At 33.8% G+C, this 16,047-nt stretch carries 14 protein-coding genes; all 14 read left to right on the forward strand.

The annotated features are described in order from the left end of the window. The first annotated feature begins 1 nt into the window (after window position 1). The 14 genes from JOD29_RS11510 to JOD29_RS11575 all read left to right on the forward strand — a co-directional run bounded on the left by JOD29_RS11510 (window position 2) and on the right by JOD29_RS11575 (window position 15,928). Complete coding sequence (locus JOD29_RS11510; RefSeq protein ID WP_124763305.1) at window positions 2-697, forward strand: nucleotidyltransferase family protein; 696 nt, start codon at window positions 2-4, stop codon at window positions 695-697. Continuing rightward, the gene (locus tag JOD29_RS11515) at window positions 694-1,194 is read left to right on the forward strand and encodes a D-glycero-alpha-D-manno-heptose-1,7-bisphosphate 7-phosphatase (protein WP_124763303.1); all 501 of its coding nucleotides are present in this window, start codon (window positions 694-696) and stop codon (window positions 1,192-1,194) included. Before JOD29_RS11510 ends, JOD29_RS11515 begins: the two co-directional genes overlap by 4 nt. A gap of 13 nt (window positions 1,195-1,207) precedes the next feature. Beyond that, window positions 1,208-2,839 (forward strand): acyltransferase family protein, encoded by a 1,632-nt coding sequence (locus JOD29_RS11520; protein ID WP_124763301.1) that lies wholly within the window; start codon window positions 1,208-1,210, stop codon window positions 2,837-2,839. Between the two features lie 80 nt (window positions 2,840-2,919). Then, window positions 2,920-4,896 (forward strand): LTA synthase family protein, encoded by a 1,977-nt coding sequence (locus tag JOD29_RS11525; protein WP_124763299.1) that lies wholly within the window; start codon window positions 2,920-2,922, stop codon window positions 4,894-4,896. Window positions 4,897-4,921: 25 nt separating this feature from the next. Continuing rightward, window positions 4,922-5,794 (forward strand): glucose-1-phosphate thymidylyltransferase RfbA, encoded by an 873-nt coding sequence (gene rfbA / locus JOD29_RS11530; RefSeq protein WP_124763297.1) that lies wholly within the window; start codon window positions 4,922-4,924, stop codon window positions 5,792-5,794. Window positions 5,795-5,807: 13 nt separating this feature from the next. Continuing rightward, a complete protein-coding gene (gene rfbC, locus JOD29_RS11535; RefSeq protein WP_124763295.1) occupies window positions 5,808-6,371 on the forward strand; it encodes a dTDP-4-dehydrorhamnose 3,5-epimerase in 564 nt (187 codons plus the stop codon). Between the two features lie 6 nt (window positions 6,372-6,377). Then, a complete protein-coding gene (gene rfbB, locus JOD29_RS11540; protein WP_124763293.1) occupies window positions 6,378-7,400 on the forward strand; it encodes a dTDP-glucose 4,6-dehydratase in 1,023 nt (340 codons plus the stop codon). Next, window positions 7,397-8,239: a dTDP-4-dehydrorhamnose reductase gene (gene rfbD, locus JOD29_RS11545; RefSeq protein WP_124763291.1), complete on the forward strand. Its 843-nt coding sequence runs from the start codon at window positions 7,397-7,399 to the stop codon at window positions 8,237-8,239. The genes rfbB and rfbD overlap by 4 nt, the downstream gene beginning before the upstream one ends. A 205-nt stretch (window positions 8,240-8,444) precedes the next feature. Continuing rightward, entirely contained in the window at window positions 8,445-9,311 is an 867-nt protein-coding gene (locus JOD29_RS11550) for a glycosyltransferase family 2 protein (RefSeq protein ID WP_124763289.1), read from the forward strand. Window positions 9,312-9,361: 50 nt separating this feature from the next. Continuing rightward, window positions 9,362-10,759, forward strand: coding sequence for an undecaprenyl-phosphate glucose phosphotransferase (locus JOD29_RS11555; RefSeq protein ID WP_124763287.1), 1,398 nt, complete (start codon window positions 9,362-9,364; stop codon window positions 10,757-10,759). A gap of 86 nt (window positions 10,760-10,845) precedes the next feature. Continuing rightward, window positions 10,846-11,730, forward strand: coding sequence for a UTP--glucose-1-phosphate uridylyltransferase GalU (gene galU, locus JOD29_RS11560; protein ID WP_124763285.1), 885 nt, complete (start codon window positions 10,846-10,848; stop codon window positions 11,728-11,730). After that, window positions 11,727-12,698, forward strand: coding sequence for a UDP-glucose 4-epimerase GalE (gene galE, locus JOD29_RS11565; RefSeq protein ID WP_124763283.1), 972 nt, complete (start codon window positions 11,727-11,729; stop codon window positions 12,696-12,698). Before galU ends, galE begins: the two co-directional genes overlap by 4 nt. A 102-nt stretch (window positions 12,699-12,800) precedes the next feature. Next, entirely contained in the window at window positions 12,801-14,090 is a 1,290-nt protein-coding gene (locus JOD29_RS11570) for a glucose-6-phosphate isomerase (protein ID WP_124763281.1), read from the forward strand. A 266-nt stretch (window positions 14,091-14,356) separates the two neighbouring features. Continuing rightward, window positions 14,357-15,928 carry an S-layer homology domain-containing protein gene (locus tag JOD29_RS11575; protein WP_124763279.1) on the forward strand — a complete coding sequence of 524 codons (1,572 nt, stop codon included), beginning with the start codon at window positions 14,357-14,359 and terminating at the stop codon, window positions 15,926-15,928. Window positions 15,929-16,047 lie beyond the last annotated feature (119 nt).

Consider the following 16,047-nt stretch of genomic DNA (forward strand, 5'->3'; position numbering starts at 1 on the left):
TATGGAAGCAATCATTTTAGCGGGGGGCTTTGGAACAAGATTACGCTCAGTAGTGAGTGATGTTCCAAAGCCAATGGCACCAGTTGCAGATAAACCATTTTTAAATTATCTTTTTGAATACTTATCGAAATTTCAGATTACTTCTGTTGTTTTATGTACAGGATACAAACATGAAATTATTGAACAATACTTTTCAAATACGTTTAAAGAAATTTCTATTAAATATTCAGTAGAGGATGAACCACTAGGTACAGGTGGAGCTATTAAAAAGGCGTTTGATTTAATAGAATCTGATAGTGCAATCATCCTGAACGGTGACACATTATTTAATGTAGATTTATCACAATTAATCGCTGCTCATGAAAAGAATAATGCTGAGATTTCAATTGCTTTAAAGCATTTAACGAATTATGACCGATATGGTTCCGTGTTGCTAGAGAATAATCAAGTGGTTGGGTTTGAAGAAAAACAATTTAAAAATGAAGGCTATATCAATGGTGGAGTCTACATAATAAATAAAGCAGTTTTTGAAAAGTTTGATCTTCCGAAAACATTTTCATTTGAAAAAGAAGTGTTAGAAACAAAGCACAGTAAGTTAAATGTTCATGGCTATCAGTCATCAGCATATTTTATCGATATAGGAATTCCAGGGGATTATGAAAAGGCCCAAAAGGAAGTAAAGGAGCTTTTTCAATGAATAGAGCATTATTCTTAGATCGGGATGGAGTTATTAACATAGAAAAAAATTATGTTCACAAAATAGAAGAATTCGAGTTTATCGATGGAATATTTGAATTAACAAAATCCTTTCAAGAAAAGGGATACCTGATTATTGTGATTACAAATCAAGCGGGAATTGGTAGAGGATACTATTCAGAAGAGGATTTCCATATTCTCAATGATTGGATGATGGAACAATTTAAGCAAAGAGGAATTAACATTACAGAAGTATATTACTGCCCATATCATCCAACACATGGCATTGGAGAGTACAAAAAAGATTCTTATGATAGAAAACCAAATCCAGGAATGATTTTAAAGGCAAGAGATAAGTACAATATTAACCTAGGTGAATCATTTTTAATCGGTGATAAAGAAAGTGATATTCAAGCGGGGAAGAATGCTGGAATAGAGAATACAGTCTTATTCACTGAAAGTAATATGTATTCATTACTAAATTTAGTTCAACGATAGAAAGGCACTATATATGAAACAACTTTTTAGCAAAAGTACAAGTAATGAGCAAATGTATTTTTCAGATTTAATAAATGGAAAAGAGAATAACTTTGATTTCATAAGATTTCTTGCTGCTACATTAGTCATATTCTCACATGCATTCCCCTTAACCGGTAATGTAGATTTGCTCTTAATTCTTTCAAATGGACAAACGTCATTAGGTGATTTATCGGTTTTTATATTTTTTGTTATTAGTGGTTATTTTATTACACAAAGTTTCCACTATAGTAAATCTATTTTTCATTACATAAAAGCTCGTTTATTAAGAATATTCCCAGGTTTGATAGTAGCAATTTGTATTACGACATTTGTGATTGGTCCTTTAGCAACGAGTCTTACCCTTAGTGAGTACTTTGCAGATAAAGGGACTTACAAATATTTAGAATCTATTTTCTTATATCCAATGCATTGGTATTTACCAGGGGTATTTGAGAATAATGTTTATTCATCTTCTGTTAATGGCTCACTTTGGTCAATACCGTTTGAATTTATGTTTTATATTCTAGTTGCGCTTTTGGGAATCTTTTCTTTATTAAATAAAAAAACGACTCTTTTGTTATTTAATCTACTAATTATTATTGTTTTCTTCGATTATTGGCCTCTTTCGATGACACATTTTTGGGGACTTGAATTAAAAACAATTTTTGAGTTATTACTATATTTTGTTGCGGGAATGTTAGTTTTTTATTATAAGGAAAAAATTCCATATAGTAATTTCTTTGCAATGATTTCAATAGTTGTCCTCTATTTAACTGTTTATACAGGCGGTCTTAAAGAGATATTTGTATTCTTTGGTACATACTTAATTTTTTATCTCGGATATAACTTAAACGTTAAAACGTGGAAATTCTATCGTTATGGAGATTTCTCCTATGGTTTATACATTTATGCATTTCCAGTGCAACAATATATCTGTTTCCTTTACGGAGGAGACATGAATCCTTATGTGAACTTTTTATTAGCATTCGTCATTGCTTTAATTTTATCAATCCTTTCTTGGAATTTGGTTGAAAAAAGAGCGTTGAATTTGAAGAAGAAGGAATTTATTGTTGTACCTATTTCGTGGAAAGATACGGTGTTAAATTTAACAGAATTCGTGAGTAACCTTGTGAAAAAAGTAATTCGTCCATTTATAAAGCATTCTTGGAAGACATTCACGGTTCTATTTATGATCTTTTTAGTTGTATTTACTAAATTTAATCAATATCCATCAGAAATAGAGTTTCCATATACCAATAATAATATTTTCGGAGGCAATTGGTTGGTGCAATCGAATAATGAAGATTATCGATGGGTTGCAAAAGAAGCAAGTGTACAAATGGAACAACCGCCTAACCAAAATAAGTTAGTCATTAGTGGGTATATTCCGGATAATTTTAAAGAAGTCAAAAATGTGAAAGTAATTGTTAATGACATGCTATTAAGTGATGTATCGATTCAACCAGGATCATTGGATTTACAGGTAGAATTAGAATCAAATAATAGTGAGCTAGATAAGAAACTCGTCGTACAAATTGTTTTTAACGATGTACACAAACCGCTTGAGAGTGATGCAGATCAACGTGAAATGAGTGCGCTTATTTCAAAGATTTCAATAGATTAGTAAATAAATGTTTTGCGAGTATATTTAATGGATTTTATATTAGTTGCAAAGGAGTATAGGAGCAATTAGGAGGATTTAAATTGTTAGTAAAGTTAAAAAAGAATTATACCCCCATCATAGGGGTATTTTCTTTTCTATTATTATTTTTATTGGTAAATTTTGAGTATTTTATGAATCCAGATACAAAGAGTATTTCTAAATATTTTTATATTTATCTGTTTGTTACTGTAATGGTGATGTTACTAGGGTTAAAACAATACATAGATTCAAAAGATAAAGTCAATCATCTAAAATGGAATATTATAGATAACATATTAATATTACTTGTTCCTATTTTTAGTTATGTAATGTTCGAATCTACTACAGGAAGTTTAGGAACTGTTAAGGAGATTCATTTAATAGTCATTAATATCTTATGTTTTTACACCATCTATCTTTTGGTATTTATTATTTTAAATAATACCAAATTAACAATCATTTTGGTCAGTACGGTATTGTTTATCCTATCCTTAGTAGAATTTTACATTTCAGCGTTTAGAGGTAGACCTCTAATGCTAGGGGATTTTGAGTTAATTAATACTTCTTTATCCATTGTTTCTACATATAATTTCTTTTTGAATAAAGGCATTCTAACAGGCTTAGCGTTATATTGTGTTATGCTTGTTATTGGATGTATGAAAACGATTAAAGTTGAGAGTAAAGTTAAAAGGTTAGTATATAGTATAATTATTCTTTGTTTAGTTAGTGTTAATTTATATGGTCTATTTTCTGGATATATTGTAAAGAAGTATAATCTTACTGTAAATCAGTGGTCCCCACTTTCTTCTTATCAGGAAAATGGATTTATATTAAGCACAATTGTTTCTTATAAAATGACAAGTGTTGAAAAACCGGCAAATTATTCAAAAGATCATGCCAATGAAATTCTATTAGGTGTCGATGAAGAGAATTCCATAGGAACTACTTATGAGAAACCGGAAAATTTAATTGTCATTATGAATGAATCATTAGCAGATTTTAGCGTAATAAATGAGTTTGAAACAAATGAAAATGTTACCCCAATCATGGATAATCTAAAGAAGAATGTTTGGAAAGGGAATTTATATGTTTCGGCATTTGGGGGTAGTACAGCCAATACAGAATATGAATTTCTAACGGGTAATACAACTGCCTTTATACCAAACTCTATTATTGCTTATCAAAATTATATTCGTTCAGATAGCCCTTCCATAGTGAAAACAATTAAACAAGATAATTTTGAGACGTTAGCTTATCACCCATATTATCCTGAGAATTATAATAGAGATGGTGTTTATCCGCTGTTAGGTTTTAATGAATTTTTATCGTTAGAGGATTATAAAGGGAATATGTTAAGATGGTGGCCAAATGATTCAGACATGTTTAAGGAACTTGCACAAATACATAAAGAAAAACAAAATAATGAAAAGTTATTTATGTTTAATGTAACAATGCAGAATCATGGTCCATATGATGATCAAACGTTTACTAGTCATATACAACTAGCAGAATCTCCTGATAAGTATCCACAAACAGAACAATACCTATCTTTAGTCAATTTAACGGATAAAGCATTTGGTGAATTGACTTCTTATTTTGAAAGTGTGGAAGAAAAAACGTTAATTGTCATGTTTGGTGATCATTATCCGAACGTAGAAACAGAGTTTTTAGAAAGCTTATATGGAAAGCCAATGTCAGCATTAACAAATGAAGAAACAATGAAAATGTATCAAACGCCGTTTATCATATGGGCAAATTATGATATTGGCTATAAATATATAGACAAAATTAGTACAAACTTTTTAGGAACATTTTTAATGAAAAACTTCGGCTTTGAAACGACTGTCTATCAAGATTATTTGTATGATTTGTATTCCAAAACACCTGTCATTTCTACAATCGGTGTATATGATGCAGAAGGAGTATTTTACCCATGGGACAGTCTTTCTGTTCATGAAGAGTTAATAAATGGATATCGCATTGTACAGTATAACAATATCTTTGATAATGGCGATCAATTAGAAGGCGTTTATGATTAACATTAATTTAAAGTAGGTGTTACATTTGAAAGGTATAATTTTAGCAGGAGGGAGCGGAACGCGTCTATATCCGTTGACGCGCTCTGTTTCCAAGCAGTTACTTCCAATTTACGATAAACCAATGATTTACTATCCTCTTTCAGTTCTGATGTTAGCGGGTATTAAAGAAATCTTAATTATTTCAACGCCAGAGGATACGCCCCGCTTTGAACAACTTCTAGGGGATGGACAAGATTTAGGGATACAATTATCTTATGCCGTTCAACCATCACCAGATGGACTAGCTCAAGCATTCATTATTGGGGAAGAGTTTATTGGTCAAGACTCAGTGGCACTTATTTTAGGTGACAATATCTTTTATGGACATGGCTTTACGGCAATGTTAGAAAGAGCGGCCTCAAGAGAGAGTGGAGCAACGGTTTTTGGCTACAATGTAAAAGATCCGGAACGTTTCGGCGTTGTGGAATTTAATGATGAAGGAAAAGCCATTTCCATTGAAGAAAAACCGGCCGTTCCAAAATCAAGCTATGCAGTGACAGGGTTATATTTTTATGACAATAACGTTGTTGAAATTGCGAAGTCGATTCAACCTTCTGCACGCGGTGAGTTAGAAATTACGGATGTCAATAAAGCCTATTTAGAAGCAGGAGCATTAAATGTTGAATTACTAGGTCGTGGATTTGCATGGTTAGATACAGGAACACATGAATCGCTTCTAGAAGCGTCTACTTTTATTGAAACAATTGAGCGACGCCAAAGTTTAAAAGTCGCTTGTTTAGAAGAAATTGCTTATCGTAAAGGGTATATTTCGAAAGAACAATTACTTGAACTTGCAGAACCGTTAAAGAAAAATAGTTATGGTCAATATTTAATCGCATTAGTAAATCGAAAATTATAAGGGGATCGGTAATGTGGGATTTATTAAAACAACATTAAAAGATGCATTTCTTTTTGAACCAAATGTGTTTGGGGATCATCGAGGTTTCTTTATGGAAACCTATAACGATAAACTGTTTAAAGAAAATGGTTTTCACTTAAATTTTATTCAAGATAATCATGCCATGTCAGGGGAAGCTGGCACTTTAAGAGGACTACATTTCCAGCTTGAACCTTACGCACAAACAAAGCTAGTGCGAGTGACGAAAGGTGCCGTTTATGATGTGATTGTAGACATTCGTGAAGGTTCCCCAACTTACGGGCAGTGGGAAGGCTTTATTTTATCAGAGGACAATAAAAGACAATTACTCGTGCCAAGAGGATTTGCGCATGGTTATTGTACTTTAGTGAAAAATACAGAGTTTCTCTATAAAGTAGACAATTATTATTCGCCTGAACATGACCGCGGCATAGCGTGGAATGATCCGAACTTAAATATTAATTGGCCAACGAATAATCCAATTCTTTCAGAAAAGGATAAACATCATCCATTATTAAAAGATGCGGGTACACTATTTATTTATAACAGTGAGGAATGATGAACGATGAAGATTTTAGTAACCGGTGGCGCAGGCTTTATTGGAAGCAATTTTGTGAATTATATAGTTCGTAAATATCCTGAATATCAGATTATTAACTTAGATGCACTTACATATGCAGGGAATTTAGAAAATCTAAAAGAATCAGAAGAGAAAAGTAATTATCGTTTCGTAAAAGGAGACATTACAGACCGAGAATTAGTGGATTCACTTTTTGAAGAAGGTTTAGACATCGTTGTAAACTTTGCGGCTGAATCCCATGTAGACCGCAGTATCACGAACCCAGGTATTTTTATTAGTACGAACATCCAAGGGACACAAGTGTTACTAGATGCTGCAAGAACACATGCTATTAAAAAATATGTACAGGTTTCGACGGATGAAGTATATGGTTCACTAGGAGCTGAAGGATACTTTACAGAAGATACACCACTTGCACCAAATAGTCCATATAGTGCAAGTAAAGCAGGTGCTGATTTACTTGTTCAAGCGTATCACGAAACATATGGATTACCTGTTAATATTACAAGATGTTCGAATAACTATGGACCATTCCATTTCCCTGAGAAGCTAATTCCGTTAATGATTATTAATGCATTAAATGATAAGCCACTACCAGTATACGGTGATGGCCTAAATATTCGTGATTGGTTACATGTGGAAGACCATTGTCGTGCAATCGATTTAGTATTACATAAAGGTCGTAATGGAGAAGTCTATAATGTGGGTGGCCATAACGAAAAAGCAAATATCGAAGTAGTAAAAGAAATTCTAAAACAGCTAGAGAAACCGGTATCGTTAATTAAATACGTAGAGGATCGACTAGGACATGATCGTCGATATGCCATTGATCCTACAAAATTACAAACAGAGCTTGGCTGGGAGCCGAAATATAATTTTGAAACAGGCTTAAATGACACAATTAACTGGTATCTAGAAAACCCATCTTGGTGGGAAAATATTATCTCTGGTGACTATCAACAATATTATGAGCAACAATACGGGAAAGCATTGGAGAATAAAGAATGAAGATACTTGTAACGGGTGCGAATGGCCAACTTGGTCAGGAACTTGTTCACCAGTTGAAAAACGCTGAAGTTGAACTCTTCTCATTTACAAAGGAAGAACTAGACATTACGAATTTAGAAAGTGTCTATCAAGTTACGAGAGAAATTCAACCAAATGTTATCATCAATGCGGCTGCGTACACAAAAGTGGATAATGCAGAAACAGAAAGGGACTTAGCTTTTTCTGTAAATGCTTATGGCCAACGAAATTTAGCTGTAGCTGCCGAAGAAATTAGTGCGAAAATTTGTTATGTCAGCACAGATTATGTGTTCGATGGGACGGCAACAGCACCATATGAAGAACATGCATTAGTGAACCCTATAGGTGTCTATGGGAAATCAAAATATGCTGGGGAACAGTTAACGCAAAGCTTAAGCACGAAGTATTTTATTGTTCGTACAGCATGGGTTTATGGTGAATATGGACCTAATTTTGTAAAAACAATGTTGAGATTAGCAGAAGAAAGAACAGAACTTGGGGTAGTTTCTGATCAAATAGGTTCCCCAACATACACCGTTGATTTAGCTGATTTTATAATAGCACTCGTCAAAACAGATAAGTATGGTACGTACCATTGCACAAATAGTGGTACTTGTTCTTGGTATGAGTTTGCAAAAGCGATTTTTGAAGAAGCGGGCAAAGAAATCCTTGTCAATCCATTAACAACCGCTCAATATCCATCACCTGCGAAAAGACCGAGCTATTCAGTAATGGATGATTTGGCGTTAAGGATAAATGGGTTTGAACCGCGTAGACATTGGAGAGAAGCATTGCAATCTTTTCTTTCAGGCTTAAAATAAAAGAAAATCATTAAATAATAGAATGTAAGGTGAGTGTATGGAATACACTCACCTTATTATTTGGGCTACTAGATACATAATTATTGCCCTTTATTATAGTGTAAATGGCTGATAGAATAGAATGGGCAGTATTTTAAAAAAAGGATAATGGGATTATATCCTTTTTTCAGCAAAATCAACTCTGGTGAAAAGAGGAATGATCAAAATGGATTTAAGTATTGTAATCGTTAATTACAATACAAAGAAGCTAACGCTTGAATGTATTGACTCGATTTATAAAGCAACGATGAACGAAGCATTTGAGATTTTCATGGTCGATAACAATTCTTCAGATGATTCTGTTCAGGCCATAAAAGAAACCTTTCCAGAAGTAAAGGTCATCGCAAATAAAGAAAATGTCGGTTTTTCTAGAGCCAATAACCAGGCTATTAAAGTTTCAAAGGGACGCTATGTTTTATTATTAAACTCAGATACGATTGTTAAAGAAACGACGCTTTCAACGATAATAGCGTTTATGGACGATCATCAAGATATTGGGGCTACTGGATGTAAAGTAGTATTACCAGATGGAACGTTAGACAAAGCCTGTCATCGAGGTTTTCCTACACCTGAAGCATCATTTTACTATATGGCAGGTTTAGCAGAGAAGTATCCCAATAACCATAAGTATAATAGTTATCATAAAAGTTATTTAGATATGAATGAAATTCATGAGATTGATTGTTTAGTTGGGGCCTTTATGATGGTCCGTAGAGAAACAATAGTTGAAGTAGGAATGTTAGACGAAACGTACTTTATGTATGGTGAAGATATTGACTGGTGCTATCGAATAAAAGAAGCAGGTTGGAAAGTTTATTATTATCCAAAAGTATCGATTGTTCATTATAAAGGGGCAAGTAGTCGTAGAAAACCGTTTAAAATTGTTTATGAGTTCCACCGTGCTATGTTCATATTTCATAAAAATCATTTCGCTCCCAAATATAATGTATTCATAAACGCTTTAGTTTACCTAGGAATATCGCTAAAGCTCTCCGCGGCTGTTACGTTAAATGCTATAAAAAAATCTCGATAACAAACTTAATATGATTTTTAAGTTTGTTATCGAGCATAAAAGGTGAAAATATGATAAGAGGAAAAGAACGCTTTTTAACGAGACTTTATATGGGAGTAGACTTTATCTTTATTCAAGTTGCTTTCTTAATGGCTTGGTTTATTCGTTTTAATGTGTTAAAAGAAGAGGATATGGGCGCATATTTGCCACTAACTAGTTATTTTACTTGGAATATTGTCTATTCAGTGATTTATATTTTGATAGCATTTTTAGTTCGACTATATGTATCGAAACGAAGAATGAAATTCGCATCCGAAGTTTCGAGGATTTTCCAAGCACATATTTTTAGTATGTTTGCTTTACTTAGTGTGCTCTTTACGGTTAAAACAATTGATATTTCACGTTTATACTTAGTTCTTTATTTTGTTTTATGTGTAATGTTAAGTGTCATTTACCGATTTGCGGTAAAACAAAGCTTACGAAAAATGAGAACGAAAGGCTTCAACAAACAATTTGTATTAATTTTAGGTGCGGGGTCTATCGGGAAAAGATATATGCAAAATTTATTGAACCATCCTGAATATGGACTTGAGGTTCTTGGATTCCTTGATGATTATCAAGGAGAAAATAATTCTAAAATAAAAGTGTTAGGGAAACTAAGCGATTTAAATAAAATTCTAGAAGAAAAAATTGTAGATGAGGTTGTTGTGGCACTACCGTTAACAGCGTATCCAAAATATCAGCAAATCATCACAACTTGCGAAAAAGCTGGAATACGGGTGTCAATTGTTCCTGACTTTTACGATATACTACCTGCAAATCCGCACTTTGAACAATTTGGCGATTTACCTATTATTAATACACGTGATATACCGTTAGATGAATTTGTAAATAGAATTTTAAAAAGATTGTTTGATATTGTCTTTTCATTAACGGCTATTATTTTTACTTCGCCAGTTCTTGTAATCATTGCGATTGGAGTGAAATTAACTTCGCCAGGGCCAATTTTATTTAAACAAGAACGTGTAGGATTAAACCGGCGTACATTTATGATGTATAAGTTTCGTTCGATGAAGCATATGACTGAAGCTGCTTCCAATACACAATGGACAGTCCAAAATGATCCGCGTCGAACAAAGTTTGGTACATTTATCCGAAAAACGAGCCTAGACGAACTTCCTCAATTCTTTAATGTCTTAAAAGGGGATATGAGTGTAGTTGGACCAAGACCAGAACGACCTTATTTCGTAGATCAATTTAAAGAAGAAATACCGAAGTATATGATTAAACACCAAGTGCGTCCAGGTATTACTGGATGGGCGCAAGTTTGTGGCTTACGTGGAGATACTTCAATTAAAGATCGAATTGATCATGACATTTATTATTTAGAAAACTGGACATTATTATTTGATGTGAAGATTGTCGTCAAAACGGTTATCAATGGTTTCATCAACAAAAATGCTTATTAGCAAAATTAAATAAAATATGTAAAAGTACTAATACCCTTACTGTATAATGACAGTAAGGGTATTTGACTTTAAATGGAGTGAATAATATGAAAAAAATACGTAAAGCGATAATTCCAGCAGCAGGGTTAGGTACTCGTTTCCTTCCTGTAACAAAAGCAATGCCGAAAGAAATGCTTCCAATCGTTGATAAACCTACAATACAATATATAGTTGAAGAAGCCATCGCTTCGGGAATCGAAGATATCATTATTGTAACCGGAAAAGGTAAGCGTGCAATTGAGGATCATTTTGATCATGCATTCGAATTAGAGGCAAATTTAATTGAAAAAAAGAAATTTAAAATGTTAGAGAAAGTCCGATTTTCATCAAATATCGATATTCATTATATTCGGCAGAAAGAGCCGCTAGGACTTGGACATGCCATTTGGTGTGCTCGTAATTTTATAGGTGATGAACCGTTTGCTGTTTTATTGGGTGATGACATTGTTGAAAGTGAGATACCATGTTTAAAACAGTTAATGAATCAGTACTCTCGAACATTCTCTAGTGTGATTGGTGTAATGGAAGTACCAGATAGGGATGTGCATCGATACGGAGTCATTGCTCCAGTTAATACTAATTCTCCTTTAATGCAAGTATCAAAGTTTGTTGAAAAACCAGCATTCAAAGAAGCACCTTCCAACTTTGCAATTATTGGACGTTATATTTTAACACCTGAAATTTTCGGTTTCCTTGAAGAGAAGAACAAAGGAAAAGGTGGAGAAATCCAATTAACAGATGCCATCGAACAACTTAACACGATTCAACAAGTATTTGCATACCAATTTAAAGGCAAACGTTATGATGTTGGAGAACAACTTGGATTTATTGAAACAACAATCGACTTTGCTTTAAAACGTGAGGATTTAAATGAAGGTATAAAACAGTTAATACTGGAAAAAGCAAAACAATTAAGTGGTGAAAATTTATGATTTTAGTTATTGGTGGAGCAGGATACATCGGTAGTCATGTTGTAAAGGATTTAGTAAAAAGAAAACAAGTAGTTGTACTCGATAATTTGAGCACTGGTCATCGCTGGGCAGTGGATGAAAAAGCTACATTTGTCGAGGGGGATTTAGGAGATGAACGAGTATTACAAGCGCTTTTTGAAACGTATCCAATTAGAGCTGTCTTACATTTTGCTGCGTTTAGTTTGGTAGGCGAATCAGTTCGAAATCCAATGAAGTACTATGAAAATAACGTAGCAGCTACACTTAGCCTCTTAAAAGTGATGCATAAAAACAAAATTGAAAAGTTTATTTTTTCATCAACTGCCGCAACTTATGGCATACCAGATGTTGAGATAATAGATGAGACAACTCCTACAAATCCAATCAATCCATATGGCCGATCTAAACTAATGGTCGAACAAATGCTAGCGGATTTTGCAACTAGTTTTGGAATGAAGTATGTAGTATTACGATATTTTAATGCAGCTGGTGCCTATGAAACTGGTGAAATAGGGGAAAAACATGATCCAGAAACGCATCTAATTCCCTTGGTATTGCAACATTTGCTTGGTGTACAAGAGTCTATTTCTGTCTTTGGTACTGATTATCCAACACCAGATGGTACATGTATTCGTGACTATATCCATGTTACGGATTTAGCAGATGCACATATTAAAGCGTTGCAGGCACTTATAGACGGTAAAATCGAAACAGCTACTTATAATTTAGGAAATGGTAATGGGTATTCGGTAAAAGAAATTATTGAAACATGTGAAAAAGTAACGGGTCGTAAAGCGAATATAAAATTTGCGGAACGTCGCACGGGAGATCCAGCAAGACTTGTTGCTAATTCCAAAAAGATTGAACGTGAATTAGGTTGGAAAGCACTAATTGGCATTAAAGGAATTATTCAAAGTGCATGGAACTGGCATCAATTACATAAAAAGTAAAATTGCTATAAATTATTGCCAACTATCTTAGGAGCGTTGGCTTTCTTTATTTTATATGTGATAATATTATAGTGAAATAAAACTAGAAATGAGGATATTAAATTGGTCAACAATTTAGTACAAACGACACTATTGAATTGTTCTTTAGAAACAAAACTTATAGAAGCATATCATCAAAAAGTTAATGAAATACATAGATATTTAGAGACTACTAATGATTTAACAGGATGGGTGGAATATCCTTTTCAAAATCATGATAACTTGTTATTAGAAATTGAAAATGCAGCAAATGAAATACGTACGGTAGCAGATGTACTTGTGGTTGCTGGTATTGGAGGTTCTTTTTTAGGCGCACGTGCCATTCAAGATGCATTAACACCTTATTTTGGTAATGCCAAAAATGGAATTGAGGTTATTTATGTTGGTCAAAACATGAGTGGTGCATATATAAATCAATTGATTGACTATATAAAAGATAAAGAAGTTTACGTTAATGTTATCTCGAAATCTGGTGGAACGATGGAGCCGGCATTAGCATTCCGTGTTATGAGACAATATATGGAAGAGCGCTATGGAAAAGAGTCGATTGAACGTATTATCGTTACTACGGATGCTGAAAAAGGATTATTAAAGAAAATGGCTGACAATTCAGGTTACCGTCAATTTGTAATACCTTCCGATATTGGAGGGCGTTACTCGGTATTAACACCTGTTGGTTTGCTTCCAATTGCAGTTGCAGGTATAGATATTCGTGCACTCATGCAAGGCGCGAAAGTAGCTGCTTTAGAAATGCAGGAATCTGATTTAGAACATAATCATGCATACCAATATGCGGTTACGCGTCATATGTTATATGAGCAAGGTTTTAAGATAGAGTTATTAGCTTCATTTGAACCAAGTCTCAATAAATTTCATGAGTGGTGGATGCAATTGTTTGGTGAAAGTGAAGGGAAACAGAAAAAAGGTTTGTTTCCTACCTGTGTAAATTACTCAACTGATTTACACTCAATTGGTCAGTTTATTCAAGATGGTAGTCCAATTTTATTTGAAACATTACTTCATTTCCATGAAATTGAAGGCGATTTTTCAGTACCTTTCGACACGCGAAATGAAGATGGTTTAAATTATTTATCGAATCGAACTTTTAATGAAATCAATGCTATATCTAAGCAAGGAACAGCACTTGCTCATGCTGATGGAGGTGTGCCAGTAATTCAACTTGAGTTACCAAAACTTGATGCATACCATCTTGGGTATTTAATCTACTTCTTCATGAAAGCCTGTGCTATGAGTGCGTGTTTGCTTGAAGTGAATCCATTTGATCAACCCGGGGTAGAGGCATACAAACGAAAAATGCTTGAATTGTTGCAAGAAGAGAAAGTGACAACATAAGCATGAAAGAAACTTGATTAGTTCCAAATTACCAGACCTATGAAACCGTAAAGCAAGCAACGTTTAGATAGTTATAAGTTGAATAATCATTGAAGATAAAGTCTACCAACAAAGGGTAGGCTTTTTTTCATGATTAAGTACTAATATATACCTGGGAATTTAGTTACTCTTTATAAAATCCGAAGGAAATTATTAGACTGCTAGAGTAAATACTGGGATAATATGGATAGAGTTTAGTTGTATATTGGAAGTTGGAGGGAGATATCATGAAGTATTTAAAGAAATATGTAGTGCCGACATTAATCGCGGCTGCTCTCTTTTCCACTGCGGGCGTTTCAGCTGAAGCCAAAGGAAAAGGGTTCAAGGATGTACCAAATAATGTTGATTACTATCATACTGTGCAAAAGCTAGTTAATTTTAAAATCATCGGAGGCTATTCTGATGGCACATTTAAGCCTGGGAATTATGTAACCCGTGGCCAAGCTGCGTCCATGATTGCGAGAATTTTAGGTGTTGATTTAAAAAATGTGAAGGACCCTGGCTTTAAGGATGTATCGACAGCATATACGCACTATCCTGCGATTGCGAAGTTAACAGAGGTGGGTATTTTTGATGCAAATGAGAAATTTAATCCGAATCGTCAACTAACACGCGCGGAAATGGCCGATATTTTAGTGAATGCTTTTAAACTTGAATCGGTTGTTCTTCAATCATACGATGATGTGAACAAAGATAGTGACTATTACCAAGTAATTGGGACGATCGGTGCGCTTGATATCACACGAAATGTAGGAAAGTTCCGTCCGGAAGATGGCGTGAAACGTGCCAATTTTGCCGTCTTTATTGAACGTGTGATTAACTTTAAACGAAATGATAATAAATATGATGACATCTGGGATTCTTGGGGAACATGGGACAATAAAGGTGTTATCAAGCCACCAAAAGATGCAGATGATGATCCCAAACCAAATATAGATCCCAAACCATCTGAAGATGCTCAAAAAGTAGAAGATCTTAAAAAAGCAATAAAAGATGTCGTTGATAATTTAGAAGACGCACAAGAAGAAATTGATGATATATTAGAAAATTTAGAGGAAGCTATTGAAGAAGATGATGACGATGATATTGAAGAAGAAAAAGATAATTTATCGAAGGCATTAAAGAATTTAGATGCATTCATTCAGGATGCTGAAGAAGTATTAGAAACAGCACAAAAAGCCAACTACAGTGAGCTTCAAAGTAATGAAGATCAATTAGAAAATGCCATTAGAAAGGCTAATAAAGCAGCTAAAGAAGCTTATGCCCAGACTTTCGATAAAGAGTATTATGAAGAAATTTTGGAGGAAGCTCTAGAGGACCTTGAAGATGCAATCGATGATGCAGAGAGATCCTTGAAGAATAATGGCTTATCTGTACTTAAAAGAGATTATAAAGCGTTAGAATCTGCATTAAAAGATGCTGAAAAAACTTTTGAATCATACGAAGATAGTAATGTTGATTCGCTAGATGATGAAGCAAAAGATTTAGAAGAAGCAATTGAGGAAGCAGAAGAGTTAATCAAGGAAGTGGAGGAAACACTTGAAGACAAACTAGACAATCAAGTGGAGTATTTTGAGGACTTATTCGATAACATTTTGGATGAGTTAGATGAAGCCGTCGATAATAAAGATAAAAGTGATATTTATGATGCGCAAGAAAGACTAGAAGCTGAAATCGAAAATGCTGAAAAACTACAAAAAGATTACAGTGACCTTGACATTAAAGCCCTAGATAACGAAAAAGAAACGCTACAAGTAGCAATACAAAAAGCGAAAGACGAACTGAAAAATTCAAAATAACAATTAACGGAAGATGGTAACACTTTGGACAAAAATGCATTAAATGTAGATGACTTTAAAAGGTAATATAAAAAGAAAATATCCAGAGCCTATTACTAATAGTATAGTGGTCAAAGATG

Source organism: Lysinibacillus composti, assembly GCF_016908465.1.
Lineage (GTDB): Bacteria > Bacillota > Bacilli > Bacillales_A > Planococcaceae > Ureibacillus > Ureibacillus composti_A.

Coding starts and splice junctions, on each gene's coding strand:
- JOD29_RS11510 (WP_124763305.1), top strand. CDS start 2: ATGGAAGCAATCATTTTAGCGGGGGGCTTTGGAACAAGATTACGCTCA.
- JOD29_RS11515 (WP_124763303.1), top strand. CDS start 694: ATGAATAGAGCATTATTCTTAGATCGGGATGGAGTTATTAACATAGAA.
- JOD29_RS11520 (WP_124763301.1), top strand. CDS start 1,208: ATGAAACAACTTTTTAGCAAAAGTACAAGTAATGAGCAAATGTATTTT.
- rfbB (WP_124763293.1), top strand. CDS start 6,378: ATGAAGATTTTAGTAACCGGTGGCGCAGGCTTTATTGGAAGCAATTTT.
- rfbD (WP_124763291.1), top strand. CDS start 7,397: ATGAAGATACTTGTAACGGGTGCGAATGGCCAACTTGGTCAGGAACTT.
- JOD29_RS11550 (WP_124763289.1), top strand. CDS start 8,445: ATGGATTTAAGTATTGTAATCGTTAATTACAATACAAAGAAGCTAACG.
- JOD29_RS11555 (WP_124763287.1), top strand. CDS start 9,362: ATGATAAGAGGAAAAGAACGCTTTTTAACGAGACTTTATATGGGAGTA.
- galU (WP_124763285.1), top strand. CDS start 10,846: ATGAAAAAAATACGTAAAGCGATAATTCCAGCAGCAGGGTTAGGTACT.
- galE (WP_124763283.1), top strand. CDS start 11,727: ATGATTTTAGTTATTGGTGGAGCAGGATACATCGGTAGTCATGTTGTA.
- JOD29_RS11575 (WP_124763279.1), top strand. CDS start 14,357: ATGAAGTATTTAAAGAAATATGTAGTGCCGACATTAATCGCGGCTGCT.